Annotated in this window: 14 protein-coding genes and 1 pseudogene; 11 read left to right on the top strand and 4 right to left on the bottom strand. The window is 36.1% G+C overall.

Annotated features, from left to right (window positions below; all coding sequences use genetic code 11):
• Window positions 1-118 precede the first annotated feature (118 nt).
• The 3 genes from ispG to ACM5BR_RS08490 all read right to left on the bottom strand — a co-directional run bounded on the left by ispG (window position 119) and on the right by ACM5BR_RS08490 (window position 2,620).
• Entirely contained in the window at window positions 119-1,213 is a 1,095-nt protein-coding gene (gene ispG / locus ACM5BR_RS08500) for a flavodoxin-dependent (E)-4-hydroxy-3-methylbut-2-enyl-diphosphate synthase (RefSeq protein ID WP_416827244.1), read from the bottom strand.
• 147 nt (window positions 1,214-1,360) lie between these two features.
• Window positions 1,361-1,696 (bottom strand): hypothetical protein, encoded by a 336-nt coding sequence (locus ACM5BR_RS08495; RefSeq protein WP_416827243.1) that lies wholly within the window; start codon window positions 1,694-1,696, stop codon window positions 1,361-1,363.
• 150 nt (window positions 1,697-1,846) lie between these two features.
• Window positions 1,847-2,620: a DUF1189 domain-containing protein gene (locus tag ACM5BR_RS08490; protein ID WP_416827242.1), complete on the bottom strand. Its 774-nt coding sequence runs from the start codon at window positions 2,618-2,620 to the stop codon at window positions 1,847-1,849.
• A gap of 228 nt (window positions 2,621-2,848) precedes the next feature.
• Between ACM5BR_RS08490 and ACM5BR_RS08485 the strand changes: the two genes are divergently transcribed.
• The 3 genes and pseudogenes from ACM5BR_RS08485 to ACM5BR_RS08475 all read left to right on the top strand — a co-directional run.
• Window positions 2,849-3,460, top strand: a complete 612-nt coding sequence (locus ACM5BR_RS08485; RefSeq protein ID WP_416827241.1) for a superoxide dismutase — start codon at window positions 2,849-2,851, stop codon at window positions 3,458-3,460.
• Window positions 3,461-3,564: 104 nt separating this feature from the next.
• Entirely contained in the window at window positions 3,565-3,741 is a 177-nt protein-coding gene (locus ACM5BR_RS08480) for a transposase (protein ID WP_416827240.1), read from the top strand.
• Window positions 3,713-4,220, top strand: a pseudogene (locus ACM5BR_RS08475) (IS3 family transposase); the annotation flags it as partial. The gene ACM5BR_RS08480 and the pseudogene ACM5BR_RS08475, both read left to right, overlap by 29 nt.
• Before the next feature lie 51 nt (window positions 4,221-4,271).
• Here the strand turns inward: ACM5BR_RS08475 and ACM5BR_RS08470 are convergent.
• Window positions 4,272-5,795: a sensor domain-containing diguanylate cyclase gene (locus ACM5BR_RS08470; protein ID WP_416827239.1), complete on the bottom strand. Its 1,524-nt coding sequence runs from the start codon at window positions 5,793-5,795 to the stop codon at window positions 4,272-4,274.
• A gap of 199 nt (window positions 5,796-5,994) precedes the next feature.
• Here ACM5BR_RS08470 and ACM5BR_RS08465 point away from each other — a divergent pair, with 199 nt between their 5' ends.
• The 8 genes from ACM5BR_RS08465 (at window position 5,995) to ACM5BR_RS08430 (ending at window position 16,218) form a co-directional block, all read left to right on the top strand.
• Window positions 5,995-7,245 (top strand): MFS transporter, encoded by a 1,251-nt coding sequence (locus ACM5BR_RS08465; protein ID WP_416827238.1) that lies wholly within the window; start codon window positions 5,995-5,997, stop codon window positions 7,243-7,245.
• 114 nt (window positions 7,246-7,359) lie between these two features.
• The gene (locus ACM5BR_RS08460; RefSeq protein WP_416827237.1) at window positions 7,360-9,546 is read left to right on the top strand and encodes a peptidoglycan D,D-transpeptidase FtsI family protein; all 2,187 of its coding nucleotides are present in this window, start codon (window positions 7,360-7,362) and stop codon (window positions 9,544-9,546) included.
• 505 nt (window positions 9,547-10,051) lie between these two features.
• On the top strand, window positions 10,052-10,867 hold the full coding sequence (gene pstB / locus ACM5BR_RS08455) for a phosphate ABC transporter ATP-binding protein PstB (protein ID WP_416827236.1): 816 nt from the start codon (window positions 10,052-10,054) through the stop codon (window positions 10,865-10,867).
• Window positions 10,868-10,887: 20 nt separating this feature from the next.
• The gene (phoU, locus tag ACM5BR_RS08450) at window positions 10,888-11,544 is read left to right on the top strand and encodes a phosphate signaling complex protein PhoU (protein ID WP_416827235.1); all 657 of its coding nucleotides are present in this window, start codon (window positions 10,888-10,890) and stop codon (window positions 11,542-11,544) included.
• A 243-nt stretch (window positions 11,545-11,787) separates the two neighbouring features.
• Window positions 11,788-12,987, top strand: a complete 1,200-nt coding sequence (locus ACM5BR_RS08445) for a glycosyltransferase family 4 protein (protein WP_416827234.1) — start codon at window positions 11,788-11,790, stop codon at window positions 12,985-12,987.
• The gene (locus ACM5BR_RS08440; RefSeq protein WP_416827233.1) at window positions 12,984-15,356 is read left to right on the top strand and encodes a sugar phosphate nucleotidyltransferase; all 2,373 of its coding nucleotides are present in this window, start codon (window positions 12,984-12,986) and stop codon (window positions 15,354-15,356) included. Before ACM5BR_RS08445 ends, ACM5BR_RS08440 begins: the two co-directional genes overlap by 4 nt.
• 70 nt (window positions 15,357-15,426) lie before the next feature.
• Entirely contained in the window at window positions 15,427-15,576 is a 150-nt protein-coding gene (rpmG, locus tag ACM5BR_RS08435; protein WP_129727240.1) for a 50S ribosomal protein L33, read from the top strand.
• A 51-nt stretch (window positions 15,577-15,627) separates the two neighbouring features.
• Complete coding sequence (locus tag ACM5BR_RS08430) at window positions 15,628-16,218, top strand: 5-formyltetrahydrofolate cyclo-ligase (RefSeq protein ID WP_416827874.1); 591 nt, start codon at window positions 15,628-15,630, stop codon at window positions 16,216-16,218.
• The last annotated feature ends 92 nt before the right edge of the window (window positions 16,219-16,310 follow it).

Genomic DNA, 16,310 nt, shown 5'->3' with positions numbered 1-16,310 from the left:
TAGTGAATTTTAGACATTTATACACCAATTAGGCTGCCTATATTCCGAGTTCTTTCGGAGTGAGGCAGCCTAATTTTTTTATCTTTAATTAAATGGAAAAAAAGAATGAAATACTTTTTTATTTTTTGTTATTTGCGGCAGCATATTCTGCAGCAATCTTATCGATTTCTTTCTTTAATTCTGCCACCATTTCGCTTTCTGGTACTTTACGAATGATTTCTCCCTTACGGAATAGAAGACCTTCTCCTCTTGCACCGGCAATTCCGATATCTGCTTCGCGAGCTTCTCCAGGTCCATTTACTGCGCATCCAAGTACAGAAACTTTAATAGGAGCTTTAATCTTAGAAATGTATTCTTCCACTTCATTTGCAATACTGATTAAATCGATTTCAATACGACCACATGTAGGACAAGAAACTAATGTTGCCGCATTGGCAGCGAGACCGAATGATTTTAGTAATTCCCGTGCTACCTTTACTTCCTCGACTGGATCAGCACTAAGGGAAATACGAATCGTATTTCCAATTCCTTTACTAAGAATAGCACCTAAACCTGCGGCGCTTTTTACAGTACCAGAAAATAAAGTCCCTGACTCTGTAATTCCTAGATGCAGTGGGTATGAAAAAGCACGAGATGCTTTTTCGTACGCTTCAATTGCTAAATTTACATCAGATGCTTTCATTGAAACGATAATATCATGGAAATCTAAATCTTCTAAGATTTTAATATGATGCAACGCACTTTCAACCATACCATCAGCAGTTGGATAGCCATATTTGTCAAGGATACGACGTTCTAATGATCCTGCGTTTACTCCAATCCGTATTGGAATGCCACGTGACTTCGCAGCGTTTACAACGGCTTCGACCTTTTCGCGGCGGCCAATGTTTCCAGGATTGATACGGATTTTATCCACGCCGCCTTCAATAGCCTTTAATGCTAAACGATAATCAAAGTGAATATCCGCTACAAGTGGAATATGAATCCGCTTTTTAATATCTGCAATCGCATTGGCAGCACGTTCATCAGGAACAGCTACACGAACGATTTGACAACCAGCTTCCTCTAACCGTAATATTTCAGCAACAGTTGCCTCAACATCATGTGTTTTTGTCGTCGCCATACTTTGTATAATTACTTCATTATTACCGCCAATTGTCAAGTTGCCAACCTTAACAGGACGAGTTTGCGAACGGTGTGTAATTTCATTCACGAATAGATCGCTCTCCTTATAAAGAGTTAAGTGCTAATAGTTTATTCCTCGTTTATTGTAACAATGCCATTAGTAAATTGACAAGAATAATGATACTTTTCATTTGGTCTAGGTTTACTCGTTAATCGATTTGCAAGTAAGGAGGAGTTAGCTTGTTTTTTGAGGCGAAGCTTTATATATAGGAAACTTGTATGATTTTCCTACCTTTAGTTTTCCAGGTGATTGATTTGGGTTAAGCTCTTTAAAATCATCAACAATCTTTTCAATGGATGGGATTTGCTTATTGTTGATTTCTTCAACAATGGAAAGAACGGTATCCCCGCTTTTTATTTCGATTTCTTCATAGGGTTGTTGGGTGTTTGTGTTTGCTGCTGCTGGCTTACTATTATAGGAGTGTAGCAAGGGAAGAGTTCCAATTTTAATATCATAGAAGATTACATAGCCCATTAATAGAATACATAGGGTAGCCACAAGTCGTTTCATATATCCCACGCTCCTTTTGTAGAAATATATGCTTGTCCTAAAAAAAAATGCCACTCTGTGACATTTTTATAATTGTTAAAGGGTAATAAAAGATCTAACCTCAAGATAGGAAAGAAACGATGTGTGGGCTACCTCGTGTTTAGGATAGCTTTACTTTATTTTTTTGGTCGTTGTGGGAACTTCTCTCACTGTAATGTAAAGGAGCACCAATGTAACGAGTGTAAAGATGAGTAAAGGTGAAAGAACAGCTATACGCAAATATTTCATAATCATAAAAAAGATTGTTGGAATGGTAATGCTATAGGTTGTAAGAGTCCATATCTGTTTATAGGAAAGCCGACGATTCATCTGTTTTGAAAGAACGGTACCAATGAACGCTAATAAAGTAACTCCAAAGAATGACGTAAAGGAATTAATAAAACATAAGCTGATACCAATTATCAAAATAGCAATGGGATAAATTGATTTTAAATAGGTAAAAAAGTCGAGAATTTCTGTTTTTGTAATGGAAGATTGACTCATGCTGCTATAGGTATAGCTTTGTTTTTGCCCATTTGAAATCATTACAAAACGATCTTTCAGCAAATATAATCCATTGGTTTCAGAAGGTGAGATAGATGTTTCTATACCATTTGGGTCGAATAGAAAGGTATAATCATTTTCAACCTTTTTAACTCGATTTTGTGAATCTGCTTTTAATGTACCGTTTTCAATTGAGAAATTTGGCACATCTTTTTGAAAATAATCCTGTAATGTGATGAATTGCTCTTTAACAAATCGGTCAGCTTGGATCATTTCGGGTATGGTCATTAAAATTGCAAGTAATAATATGTATAATATCGTTTTTCCGATTTTTTGAAATCGAAAGCGAGCCATTTCCTTAGGCGAGTACAGGCTCTTAAAAAGCTGGGAAAATAAAGGCATAATTTCACTTCCTTCTTAAGATTCAGCATCTTCATTGTAACGTAAGCAGGCTCTGTTAAACAAGGTTACTTCCTAATTTGAAAAGCATATCATTTGTTATAGAATAGTAGATTTGCTACGTAAATGTGAAAAAGCAATGCAGAATGTTTTTATCTACTTTAGAAATAGTGTAAAATAAGAATCAGATGCGACGCATCCATTCAATATAAAATTAGGGAGGAATACACAATGGCAAAATATGAATTACCTCAATTACCTTACGCTTATGACGCATTAGAACCACATTTTGACAAGGAAACAATGAACATTCACCATACGAAGCACCATAACACATACGTAACTAACTTAAATGCAGCTCTTGAAAACTATCCTGAACTAGCAGAACAAACTGTAGAATCTTTAGTTGCTGGTTTAAACGATGTTCCAGAAGCAATTCGTACTGCAGTTCGTAATAATGGTGGCGGACATGCTAACCACTCTCTATTCTGGAACCTTCTTTCACCAAATGGTGGCGGTACACCAGTAGGAGAAATTGCAAAAGCAATTGATGCAAAATTTGGTAGCTTTGAAGCATTTAAAGACCAATTTGCAAATGCTGCAAAATCTCGCTTTGGATCTGGCTGGGCTTGGCTTGTAGTTAACAACGGAGAACTTGAAATTACAAGTACTGCAAATCAAGATTCACCTCTTTCAGAAGGAAAAACTCCTGTATTAGGATTAGATGTATGGGAACATGCATACTACTTAAGATTTCAAAATCGTCGTCCTGACTACATAGCTGCATTCTGGAATGTAGTTGATTGGAACGCAGTTGAAAAACGCTTTTTAGAAGCAAAATAATCGAATAAGCAATTATTTTGATAGACAGTAAAAAAAAGCTATCCGTTTTTGAACTGCACCCCAATTGTTAGACAGAGTCTAATAATTGGGGGAGCAGTTTTTTTATGACTAAATTTACAGTAGAAGATAAATTAGCGGCAGTTCAACGTTATTTAGGTGGAAGAGAGAGTTATGCTTCGATTGGGGCGTCCATAGGTACATCTAAAGCTTTGATAATGAACTGGGTAAGGCAGTATCAGTATCATGGGGAATCGAAACTTCCAAGCAGAAAAGCCAAATGAGAAGTGGGTAACCGATATTACAGAGTTTAATTTATTTAGGGAAAAGCTCTATTTATTTCCGATATTAGATTTATTTAATAGTGAAATCATCACCTATACACTCGATTCAAGACCAAAATATTCCCTTGTTAAAACAATGCTAGAACAGGCATTTGAACGACTAACGGACGAAGACAAACCCCTTATCCACTCAGATCAAGGCTGGCATTACCGAATGCCTCATTACCAACATGCATTAAAAAAACGAAATATTACACAGAGTATGTCCCGTAAAGGTAACTGTTATGAAAACGCTGTAATGGAAAACTTCTGATACCTTAAAATCAGAATTATTATATACACAGGAATTTGAAAGTGTTGAGGATTTTAAACAAGAATTGGCAAAATATATAGATTACTATAATAACAAACGAATTAAGGCAAAACTAAAAGGTTTGAGTCCAGTGCAATACCGAACTCAAACCTTAGAAGCTGCCTAATGAAAATAAATGTCTAACTTTTTGGGGTCACTTCATTTACGGATAGTTTTTTTAAATGAAAACTCCTGTACGTTCCTTCTTCTTTATCATCGCTTTTTCTTTATACATTTCAAGATCAGCTTGTCTAAGCATTTCTTCTAGAGAAACCTTCATACCAGACTGAAAGTGGTATAAGCCATGACTGGCCGAAAGCTCATAGTCTTGATAATGTGAATCATTAATTTCAGCGAAATGTTCCTTAATTTTTACCCATATTTTTTCGGCTTCCTGTATGGATGTTTCGAAAAATACTATAATAAATTCATCCCCACCATATCGGAAAAAAATATCTTCTGTTTGAATCGTTTGTGAAATGATTTGACATACATTATAAATCATATAATCTCCTTCGGCATGACCGAATGTGTCATTTACATGCTTCAAATTGTTTATATCGATAAAGCAAATTGTAAAATCCATGGGTTGTTTTTGTGATTTCAACAGTGCATCTTGAATGATTTCCATCCCACTTCGCCTGTTTAGAATCCCAGTATGATTATCGGTTGTTGCATGCCTTGTAAGCTCCGCTTCCATTTTCTTTAAATCTGTTATATCGATAATCCCGCAAAGCATACATGGTTCTTTCTGATATTCGATATATTCAAAATTAACCATGACCCATTGCGTCAAACCTGATGTTAGTTGCTGCTCCATAATATAGTTAGATAAACTACCAGTATCAGCTACCTGCTGTAAAATCGATTTCTTTTCATCCTCATTTTTAAATAAAAAGATTGCATCTTTGTTTTGAGCATCTTGAATCGTAAAACCATAAAAAGCAAGAGCCTTTTGATTGATTAAAATAACGGTACTTTCTTTCATTCTGACAAGTACTTGAGGAAATGTATTGATTTCAAATAAGCTTCGAAAGCTCTTTTCCTTCTCCTGAATCATTAACTTGTTTATATAATCTTTTTTTCTATAGGCATAAAACGAAATGGAAATAAAGCATGAGATGATTAGTGCAGCAGTCGTGTTCATTTGCTTTGTCATAACACTGTATTTATTAGTACTAGTTAGCCAAATAAGAATAAGGAAAAATGTATGGTTGCTTAACAGAATGGAAAGAGTATATTTAGGTCTTAACGGATAAATGACAGCAACGCTAAGTAAAAAAACAATATAGGCGTCAATATTTCCTGATAATCGTTGACTATTAATGGAGGATAGAGCACCTAAAAAAACAGTTGAAAAAACTCCGATGTTAATAAGAAAAGTAGCTAAGAATGAATGATAAAAATGATCGTTATTCCGATTCATCCGATATATAAGTAAAAATAAAATGGCGAGAACCACACTTCCGATGTGAATGGACAACATTCTAATTCGAAATGTAAAGTCTGGAAAATTTCCAAAAAATATAAAATCCACATAAACATTATAAATAAATATAGCCACACTTACTAAGGAAACGACTGCCATACGAGTTAATAGCATATGATTAGAAGCAATGAAAAAATCCTTATCATTTACCGTTTTCAGCATCTTTATTGTGCTTTTATAATTGTTTACTAGATGTATAATATATGAACGCAAGTAATATCCGACCTTTTTTTTATTTGTAGTATAGCATGAATTTTTAAATAATTAAGAAGATATTAGAAAACAAAATAGAAAATAATTATAAATGCAATAATAAATGTAATAATAAATAACGTATAGAAGAATAACTTCTTTCTTTGCATAAATTGTTCTTCTTTTTGAGACAATATTGCAAGAGAAAAGGAGAGTTTTTATGAAATGGAAGCATATTTTAGGTGATGTTGAGGTCAATCGAGATTTAGTACTACTACTAGCAATTGGTGGATTATATACACTAGCCATTGCTTTATCAAACACATTTGTGAATATTTATCTATGGAAGCAGACCAAAAATTTTATAAACCTTGGTTTGTATAACTTAGCAATTGTTGTGTTGCAGCCAATTGCATTTATCTTTGCAGGAAAACTTGCCAAGAGACTGGATCGAGTTGTCCTATTGCGATATGGCGTAAGCACGCTAGCCCTGTTTTATATCACGGTTCTCTTTGCTGGAATCCATGCTTCTCATTATATCTTATTAATTGGTTCCTTGTTAGGAGTGGGATACGGCTTATATTGGCTTGCTTTTCACTTGCTTACATTTGAAATTACGGAGCCCGAAACGCGAGATTTTTTTAATGGATTCCTTGGATTATTAGTATCATTTGCAGGAATGATTGGACCAATTGTTGCTGGTTACATCATTTCTCGTATGGAACAATGGAATGGATATACATATGTCTTTTTTTTATCTTTATTTCTCTTTGCAATTGCAGCTCTGTTAAGTTTTTTTCTTTCTCATAGAGAATGTAAAGGAAATTATGAACTTATAGAGGTATTTCGTGAGCGAAGGCGAAACAACAATTGGAGAAACGTTACTTGGGCTCATTATTTTCAAGGTTTTCGTGAAGGTACATTTGTTTTCGCTATCTCAGTCATCGTTTATATTACGACAGGAAGTGAATTGGCACTTGGTCAATACGGTCTTGTTAGTTCGGCTGTTTCCTTCATTATGTATTATGTTGTTACTAGATTTATGAAAAAGGTCTATAGAAAAAAGGCAATATTAGTTGGGGGAATAGTACTATTTCTTTCCGTATTTTTGATTATACATGATGTCTCGTACGGACGGCTTTTGCTTTATGCGATTTGTATTTCAGTTGCTTATCCAATTCTATTGGTACCGTTTGGATCCATTTCGTATGATGTAATCGGACAAGCGTGGAGAGCAAAGGATTTTCGTATTGAATACGTAGTGATTCGTGAGCTATATTTAAATATCGGCCGTATTTGTTCCATCCTCTTATTTTTAATTGCTGTTGCATACTTTCCAGTGGAAAGCAGTCTTCCGCTATTACTTACATTTGTTGGTGCAGGACATTTTCTTATCTATTTTGCAGTAAGAAATGTCAAATATGAATCAGAAGCCTTACAAGAGAAAGCGATTGGAGAAGGAAAGACATAATGGAACTTGTAGATGGAAAGGTTAACTTCTCTTATAATTTATGATAAAATAATAGCATTGTAACGTAAAGACACCTATTACTTTGGGTGTCTCTTTCCGCTTAAGGGGGCAAGTATGCAAAAGAAAAAGAAAACAAAAACAAAGAGAAGTCATGTACCCATTCGTTTAAATATACTGTTTTTCCTTGTATTTATTTTGTTTTCTGCTCTTATTTTACGTCTTGGTGTAGTACAAATTGTGTATGGAGACGATTATAAAAAACAAGTTGCGAGAGCAGAAAATTCTGTCGTAAGTACTCCGGTACCACGAGGACAAATGTATGACCGTTACCAACGAACAGTGGTGGATAATACTCCTTTAAAAACGATTTCGTATACGCGTATGAAAGGCTCGAAAACTGAGGATCGTTTAAAAGTAGCACAGGAATTAGCTAAGTATATTGATATGCCGACCGATAAGATTACTGATAAGGATAAAAGGGATTTTTGGATACAGCTACACCCTGATCTTGCAAAGGATAAAGTTTCGAAGCAAGAAGTGAAAGATGTGCAAGATAAAAAGATTACCGATAAGGAATTGTATAATCGTCAGCTTAATCGTGTAACCGATGCAGAAGTAGCTACGCTAACACCAATGGATTTAAAAGTATTAGCTATTAAGCAAAAAATGGATGGCGGGTATCCGATGACACCGCAAGTCATAAAAAATCAAAATGTAACAGAACAAGAATATGCAAAGGTTAGCGAAAACTTAGATAAACTACCTGGTGTAGATACGACTACCGATTGGGATCGGAATTATCCTTATGGTGACATGTTTACTAGTGTGCTTGGTCGTGTAACAAGTACGGATGAAGGATTACCAAAAGAAAATCTTGATTATTATTTAGTACGAGATTACAACCGTAATGACAGAGTAGGAAAAAGTTATATTGAACAGCAGTATGAAGATATGCTACATGGTACTAAGGCAGAAACAAAAATTGATACAGACAGCCAAGGGAATATTCTAGACCAAGTTCTTGTTTCAAAAGGAGAACGCGGTAAGGACTTGATTTTAACCATTGATATGGAACTTCAAAAGCAAGTAGAACAAATCATTACAGAAGAATTACTGGCGGCTAAACCAAGTTCACCGTATTTAGACCGTGCTTTTGTTGTCATGATGAATCCAAAAAATGGTGAAGTATTGTCTATGGGAGGGAAGATGCTTGTACCGGATGCTTCTGGGCAATTGCAAGTACAAGACTATGCCCTTGGAGCAATGACAAGTTCCTACCCAATGGGTTCAGCTGTAAAAGGGGCAACGGTGCTAACGGGTTATCAAACAGGTGCGATTCAGCCTGGAAGTACGCAACTGGATGAACCACTTCAAATTAAGGGAACACAAGTGAAAAAGTCGTGGACTTCAACTGGTATGGGTGATATCACCGACTTAACGGCATTACAGCGTTCTTCCAATGTTTATATGTTTAAAACAGCAATTGATATTGGAACTAAATTTGGAGGTTCCCCGTACCAACCAGGTCAATCTCTTAGCATTCCATCGAAAGCATTCGATACGATGCGCTACTATTTTAGTGAATTTGGCCTAGGTGTACCAACGGGAATTGATTTACCGAATGAATCAGCAGGATTTAAAAGTACGATTAGTACGGTTCCTTCGAATCCAAAGGACCCATCAAAAAGTATCGATATTCTGTCCACACCAGGTCTTATGTTGGACTTTGCAATCGGTCAGTATGATACTTATACACCGCTGCAAATGGCGCAATATGTATCGACGATTGCAAATGGCGGGTATCGAATGAAACCGGAAATTGTGAAAGAAATTCGAGAACCGGCTTCAAAGCCAGGTGAACTAGGAAAAGTCGTTGAATCGATGGAACCTACTGTCTTAAATAGAGTTGATATGACGGATGCTGAGATTCAACAAGTTCAAAAAGGATTTAAAATGGTTATGGAGCCAGGCGGTACAGGTGCTGCAGTTGGTGCAAATAATCCAAACAATCCAGCAGGAAAAACGGGGACTGCCCAATCCGTGTATGGTGGTCCAGATTTACAAAAAAGAACAAGCGGACCTGGTGGTACTGCCCCTGACGTTTATAATTTAACATTAGTGACGTATGCACCGGCAGATAATCCCGAGATTGCAATTTCAGTTGTAGTTCCTTGGGTGTCTGATGAGCATAATCCAATAAGTAAAAATATCGGTCGAAGAGTAATGGATGCTTATTTTAATTTGAAGAAACAAGAAGTGAACATTGAGCAAAATCCAACTGCTATTCCCGATAATAAGTAATACATGATAAACGCACACTACATGATAGTGTGCGTTTTATCATAATTTTTGGGAAAGATACTAGTGTTGAAATAAAGTGAAACTTCCCTTGGTGGGGGTTTTTTCTTATCCCCCACCGAGGGTTAGTTGAACCAATCGGACTTTTACGGGCAGTTATCCCCCATAGCATTTTCCGATTTCTCTAAGCCGGCCTTGAAGTGGGGGTTTTACTGCCCGTTAAAGCGGGATAAATTTTGGTATTTACGAAATCTTTACAATCGATTAAAACTCGATTAATACTTTGGGATTAGTATTACTAATGAATAATTATGTTCTTAATAAAGTGCTGTTATGATTTTCCTTTCTTGTTATATAAGGACAATCTTTTGTTAAAATAATATTTATAAATCAAATGTAATTCTAGTAGGGCTTACAGGCTTGTTTGCCAGGCGGTAAACACAAAGCTAAGTGATTGCTGGAACTTTAGAGAAGCTACTTCTCATGGTGGATGAAAGGGGAAATAAAAATGGTTTCAACTGTAGTAAATGTAAAACTACAAAATCAACAAAATGTAGTTGATTCTACGAAAAATGTTGTGTTCGACACGAAGAATTTGAATCTTTGGTATGGTGAAGATCACGCATTAAAAGATGTTAATTTAAGTATTAATGAAAATGAAGTTACTGCTATTATTGGTCCGAGCGGTTGCGGAAAATCTACGTATTTAAAAACACTAAACCGTATGGTTGAGCTAGTACCTATCGTTCGTACAACGGGTACGATATCCTATCGTGGAAGTAATATTTTAGATAAATCCTATCGTGAAGAAGAGCTTCGTACACACGTTGGAATGGTGTTTCAAAAACCAAATCCATTTCCTAAATCCATATATGAAAATGTAGTTTATGGTCCTAAAATTCATGGCATTCGCGATAAGAAGACATTAGATGAGATAGTTGAAAAGAGTTTACGAGGTGCAGCAATTTGGGACGAATTAAAAGATCGTTTACATGATAATGCATATGGGTTATCTGGTGGACAACAACAACGCTTATGTATCGCTCGCTGCCTTGCTATTGAACCAGATGTTATTTTAATGGATGAACCAACATCTGCACTGGATCCAATTTCAACATTAAAAGTAGAAGAACTTATCCAAGAATTAAAGAAAAACTTTAGTATTATTATTGTTACTCATAATATGCAACAAGCGGCACGTATTTCCGATCGTACTGCATTTTTCTTAAGCGGAGAAGTTGTAGAATATACAGATACGAATCGTTTATTTACGACACCGACAGATAAGAGAACAGAAGATTATATTACAGGTCGATTTGGTTAATTGAATTTGGGAGGCCTACAATGGTACGGGAACAATTTGATTACGATTTACAATCATTGCAAGACAAAATTATTGAATTAGGAAAATTGGCTGATGTAGCCTTAAAAACAAGCATGGAAGGTTTACGTAGTAAGGATGTAGATTGTGCTCTTCAAGTTATCGATAATGACTATAAAAGTGATAACCTAGAAGAGGAAATTAATGATCTTGCTATTATGCTTATTACAAAGCAACAGCCAGTTGCAACCGATTTGCGGAGGATTTTTTCTTCTGTAAAGATAGCATCTGATTTAGAGAGAATTGCTGATCATGCTGTTAACATTGCTAAAGCTACGATACGACTTGGTGCGAAAGAACTTTCCGTTTCATTAGATACAATAGAAGAAATGTACAAAATCGCACAGAAAATGTTGACGATGTCAATGGATGCATTTAAAGATGAGAATTTAGTCTTTGCGAAACAGGTAGCTGAGATGGATGATGAAGTTGACGAATTATATGGTAAGGCAGTTCGTGAACTAATGGTGTCTATACCTGAGCAACCGAAAGATATTAATCAGATTACACAGCTTTCCTTTGTAGCCCGTTATATTGAACGTGTAGCGGATCATATTACAAATGTGGCTGAGAATATCTTTTACCTTGTAAAAGGAAAGCATTATTTATTAAATGAATAGTATGAAATATCAACATATATTAGGTGGGGCATTTAGTTGCCTTGCCTTTTTGTGTTTGTTAACATCTTGAAAATTCTCCTTTTTTAGACATATTCACCTCGTTGTACCTTGTTCATTTTAATGTTATTATTTTCGTAAATCCCTCATTGTTCTATAATTCTGAAATTTTCATATTTTTGTTTCTATGGGTGTCCTGTATGAATAATAGTCTCTTTTCCAATGGAGACAGGAAAGAGGAATAAAATGGAGAGAAAGCAGATTCTTCTACTAGCGTGGGAATATCCACCGACGCTTGTTGGCGGTCTTGGAAGACATGTATATGAGTTATCAAAGGCGATAGCTCATAAGGGACACGTCGTACACGTCATTACGAATTTCGTAGAAGGCTCTCTACCCTATGAGTGCATGCATTATGTACATGTTCATCGTGTACGTGGAAATTTCGAGGATTACTCGCAATTCTACAACTGGATTGTCGGATTAAATGAAGCGATGATACATTATGCGCATAGTTTATGTAAAAGTATTTCATTTGATGTGATTCATGCACATGATTGGCTCGTTTGCACCGCTGCCACTTGGATACAAAAGATGGAACAAATCCCCCTTATCATTACCATTCATGCAACGGAACACGGCCGTAACAATGGTATTTATACTCCTCTACAAAGACAAATACATTTAAAAGAAAAAGAATTAGTCCGGGCAGCTGAAGCGATCATCGTGTGTAGTAAATTTATGAAGCATGAAGTACAAACCACTTTACAAGGTGATCCTGAACGAATATTCATATTCCCAAATGGGATTAATGCTCATTTTTTCGATGAATTGAAACCATCTTATGAAATAAGAAAAAGGTATTACTTGGAGAATAGGCTGCTTATTTTTTCAATTGGTCGCATTGTAAGTGAAAAAGGCTTTTATACAATTATTGAGGCTGCCCCTATATTAGTAGCGAAATATCCTTCTGTTATGTTTGTTATAGCTGGCAAAGGTCCAATGCTTGAAACATACCAATCTATCGTCTCAGAACGAGGACTTGAAACCAATGTTGCTTTTCTCGGACATATTACGGAAGAAGTGCAGCGAGCGTTTTTGCTAGAAAGTGATATCATTCTTGTTCCCAGCCTGTATGAACCTTTTGGCATAGTAGCGTTAGAAGGTATGCTTGCAGAAAAACCGACAATTGTTTCCGATGTTGGTGGATTAGGAGAAATTATCTTACATGGATACAACGGGAGAAAAATGATACCGGGGAGTGCAGTTAGCTTAGTAGAGCAACTTCAAATCGTCATTGAAGATAAAGAGCATGCAGAGCAAATCGCATTTCATGGTTATCAGTATGTTCTGAAATACTACAGTTGGAATAAAATCGCTGATCATACGCTACAATTGTATGAGCAAATCGTTGATATAACGAAAAGCGGAGGTGGAATGCAATGAAGGGTGTTATATTAGCCGGAGGAAAAGGGACTCGTTTACGGCCACTAACTTGTCATCTCCCGAAGCCGCTGCTACCTATATTGGATAAACCGGTAATGGAATACAGCATCGAGCTTTTGAAAAAGCATGGAATACGAGAAATAGCAGTAACCGTCCAATATTTAAGTTCATCGATACAAGAATATTTTGGGGATGGTAGTAAATGGGGAGTTGAATTGTCTTATTTTGTTGATTCCCCTCCTCTTGGTACTGCAGGAAGTATCAAACAAGCAGAAAGATTTTTGGATGAACCGTTTGTGGTGATTAGCGGTGATGCGTTAACAGACATAGATTTATCAAAAGGGATACATTTTCACAAGAGTGGTGACCGACTTGTAACTATATTTCAAAAAGAAGTAGCAAGCCCTTTGAATTTTGGCCTTGTTGTTACAGATGAAGAAGGATGTGTCATAAAATATGTCGAGAAACCCAACTGGCATGAGGTTGTGTCTAATACCGTAAATACAGGAATCTATATTATGGATCCAGCTATTTTTTCCTACATGGAGCAACATACATTTCTTGATTTTAGTCACGATGTATTTCCGACACTACTGCAAAAGAAAGAGCGTATTTATGGGTATTTATGTGATGGGTATTGGCTTGATATCGGAACATTTCCCCAATATCGACAAGCGCATGCCGATATATTAAATAAAAAAGTACATGTTTCACTTTCAGCCATTGAAGTACTGCCGTCTGTTTGGATGGGAAAAGGGGTTGAAATACAAGAAGGAGCCATGATTCAAGGACCTGTTTTTATTGGAGATAACGTGACGATTCAGGGCGGGGCATGTATAGAGCCCTATACTGTGGTTGGCAAGGACAGTGTAATAGGAGAACATTCTCATATAAAAAAAACAATTTTGTGGAATGATATATGTGTAGGAAATAAATGTGAACTTACTGAATCGACTATAGCAGCACATGTAGTGATTGAAGAAGGTTCAACTTTATGGGAAAAGAGTGTCGTGGCAGATCATTGTAAGCTAGGGAAGCAAACGATTGTCAAGGCAAAGGTAAAGGTATGGCCTGGGAAAGTGATAGATGGCAGCACTGTTCTTGTTTCTACTGTATCTCATCAGTCTGAAAACATATCAACTTTGTTTAACAGAGGAAGTATTATAGGGAAGGCAAATATAGATATTACGCCTGAAAAAATAGTCAAAATTGCCGCTGCATATGGAGGTACACTTGGCTTTCATTCTACAATTTATATTGGAAGTGACCAACATCCCTACTCGCAATTAATAAAACAACTGTTTATGAGTAGCATTCAAGTATATGGTATTCATACATTTATGTGCCAGGAAACGAATGAATCATGTTTTCGCTACGGAATTTCCTGTGAGAAAGTTAGTGGTGGAGTTTTTATTTACATGCAGGAAAGTACGGATGGTCCTTCTTTAATCCTTTCATTTTATGATCAGCATGGTGCCTTACTTACGACAAGAATGGAAAAGGAGATTGAAACAGCTTATATAACGGAGGCAACGAGACTTCCAAATGTAAAGCAAATCGGAAGTAGTAGAAAGGTAGAAGTGAAAGAGTTACAGTATGTCCGTTCCATTCTACAAATCATAAATACTTCACTTATTCGAAAAGAACGCTTTCATCTTTTGGTTAATAAGTTAAATAGTTCTTTTCATGAAGCTATTTTTACTTTCTTTCAAGAGTTAAATTGTAACATTACTTGGATATATTCTACTGGTAATGAGGATCATATGACTTCGCTTATTCAATCTAGCCGTGCTCATATGGGAGTCATTTTTCATGAACATGGAAATGGATTTGAATTATATGATGCAGTAGGCAATGTGTACACGAGTATAGAGCATGAATGTATAAAGGTGCCAGAAGGTCTGCTTCGTAATAAAGAAGGAAGTTATTATCCGTTGTCCATTAAACGTGGATCGGGCTATATTACGTGCTATCTCGAGGAAGAAAACTCGAAGGTAGAGAATAATCATTTTAAACAGGATCCGTTATATCGAGTTGGAAAGCTTCTTGAGATTATGGCATCTCATCATATATCACTTCATGATATTTTCAACAATTATCCGCAATTTCATCTTCTTTGGGAAGAAGTCGTGTGCCCTTGGATGGAGAAAGGAAAAGTAATGCGCAAGCTCCTAGATGATGTGCCAAAACAAGAATTAGAAGTGTTGGAAGGTATTAAATACAATCATGAGAATAATGAATGGTCTTACATCGTATCCGACTCAGAACAGCCTAAAATTATTGTTTACTCTCATTCGTTAAATCCTTCCCTAGCAAAGAAAAAAATAATGAATTTAATAGAAAAAATCCGTAAGTATCAAAAGGTGTAGAAATTTTAATAAAAAAGTGATATCATTGTAAAGTCTGATTTATGTTATTTACGACTGGAGGGAAAGTAAGATGCGCGTAAACATTACCCTAGCATGCACAGAGTGCGGCGAACGTAACTATATTTCTAAGAAAAACAAACGTAACAATCCAGAACGTCTTGAGCTTAAAAAATATTGCTCAAGAGACAAAAAAGCAACTGTACACCGTGAAACAAAATAAACAGTAGGAAATTTTCCTACTGTTTCTTTTTTACATGAGGAGGGATTCTTCCTGAAGGAAATAAAGCAGCAATTGAGACGTAGTATACTTGAGAGAGTGGCATCCATTTCATCACAGCAATATATGAGTAAGTCACAATCTATTGCCAAACGCTTAGTAGAACAGGAAGAATGGAAGCATGCTGATACAATAGGTATTACCATATCTATGAATCATGAAGTATATACTCGCCCCCTTATTGAATTGGCATGGCTACAAGGGAAAAAAGTTGCAGTTCCAAAATGTGATAGAGAAACGCACACTTTGACATTTCGATATATTACTTCCTTCAAGCAGCTTGAAATCGTATATATGAATTTGGAAGAACCGAATCCTAGCGTTACAGAGGTCGCGTACTCACAGGATATTCCTTTACTATTTGTTCCTGGAGTAGCTTTTACAAAAAAGGGAGACAGACTTGGATATGGCGGGGGATATTATGATCGTTATCTTTCCACACACAAAGGAAACACCATCTCTTTAGCTTATTCGGAGCAAATTGTGTCATACGTACCGACAGGACCATATGATCAACAAGTTCAGAAGCTTATTACGGATTTGGAAACCATATGTTGCTCGTATAGGAAGGATAGCTTAAATTAGCAAAAGGACGAAATATTTTATATTATTTCGTCCTTTTGCTATTGCTACGAATTGAAGTTAGTCTATAGCTCCTTTTATAATGTAAGGAGAAG

The sequence above is a fragment of the Ectobacillus polymachus genome (assembly GCF_048159605.1).
In the GTDB taxonomy this organism is placed as follows: domain Bacteria; phylum Bacillota; class Bacilli; order Bacillales; family Bacillaceae_G; genus Ectobacillus; species Ectobacillus polymachus.
Note: the sequence above shows the minus strand (reverse complement) of the source record. Positions and strands in the feature narration are given on the sequence as shown.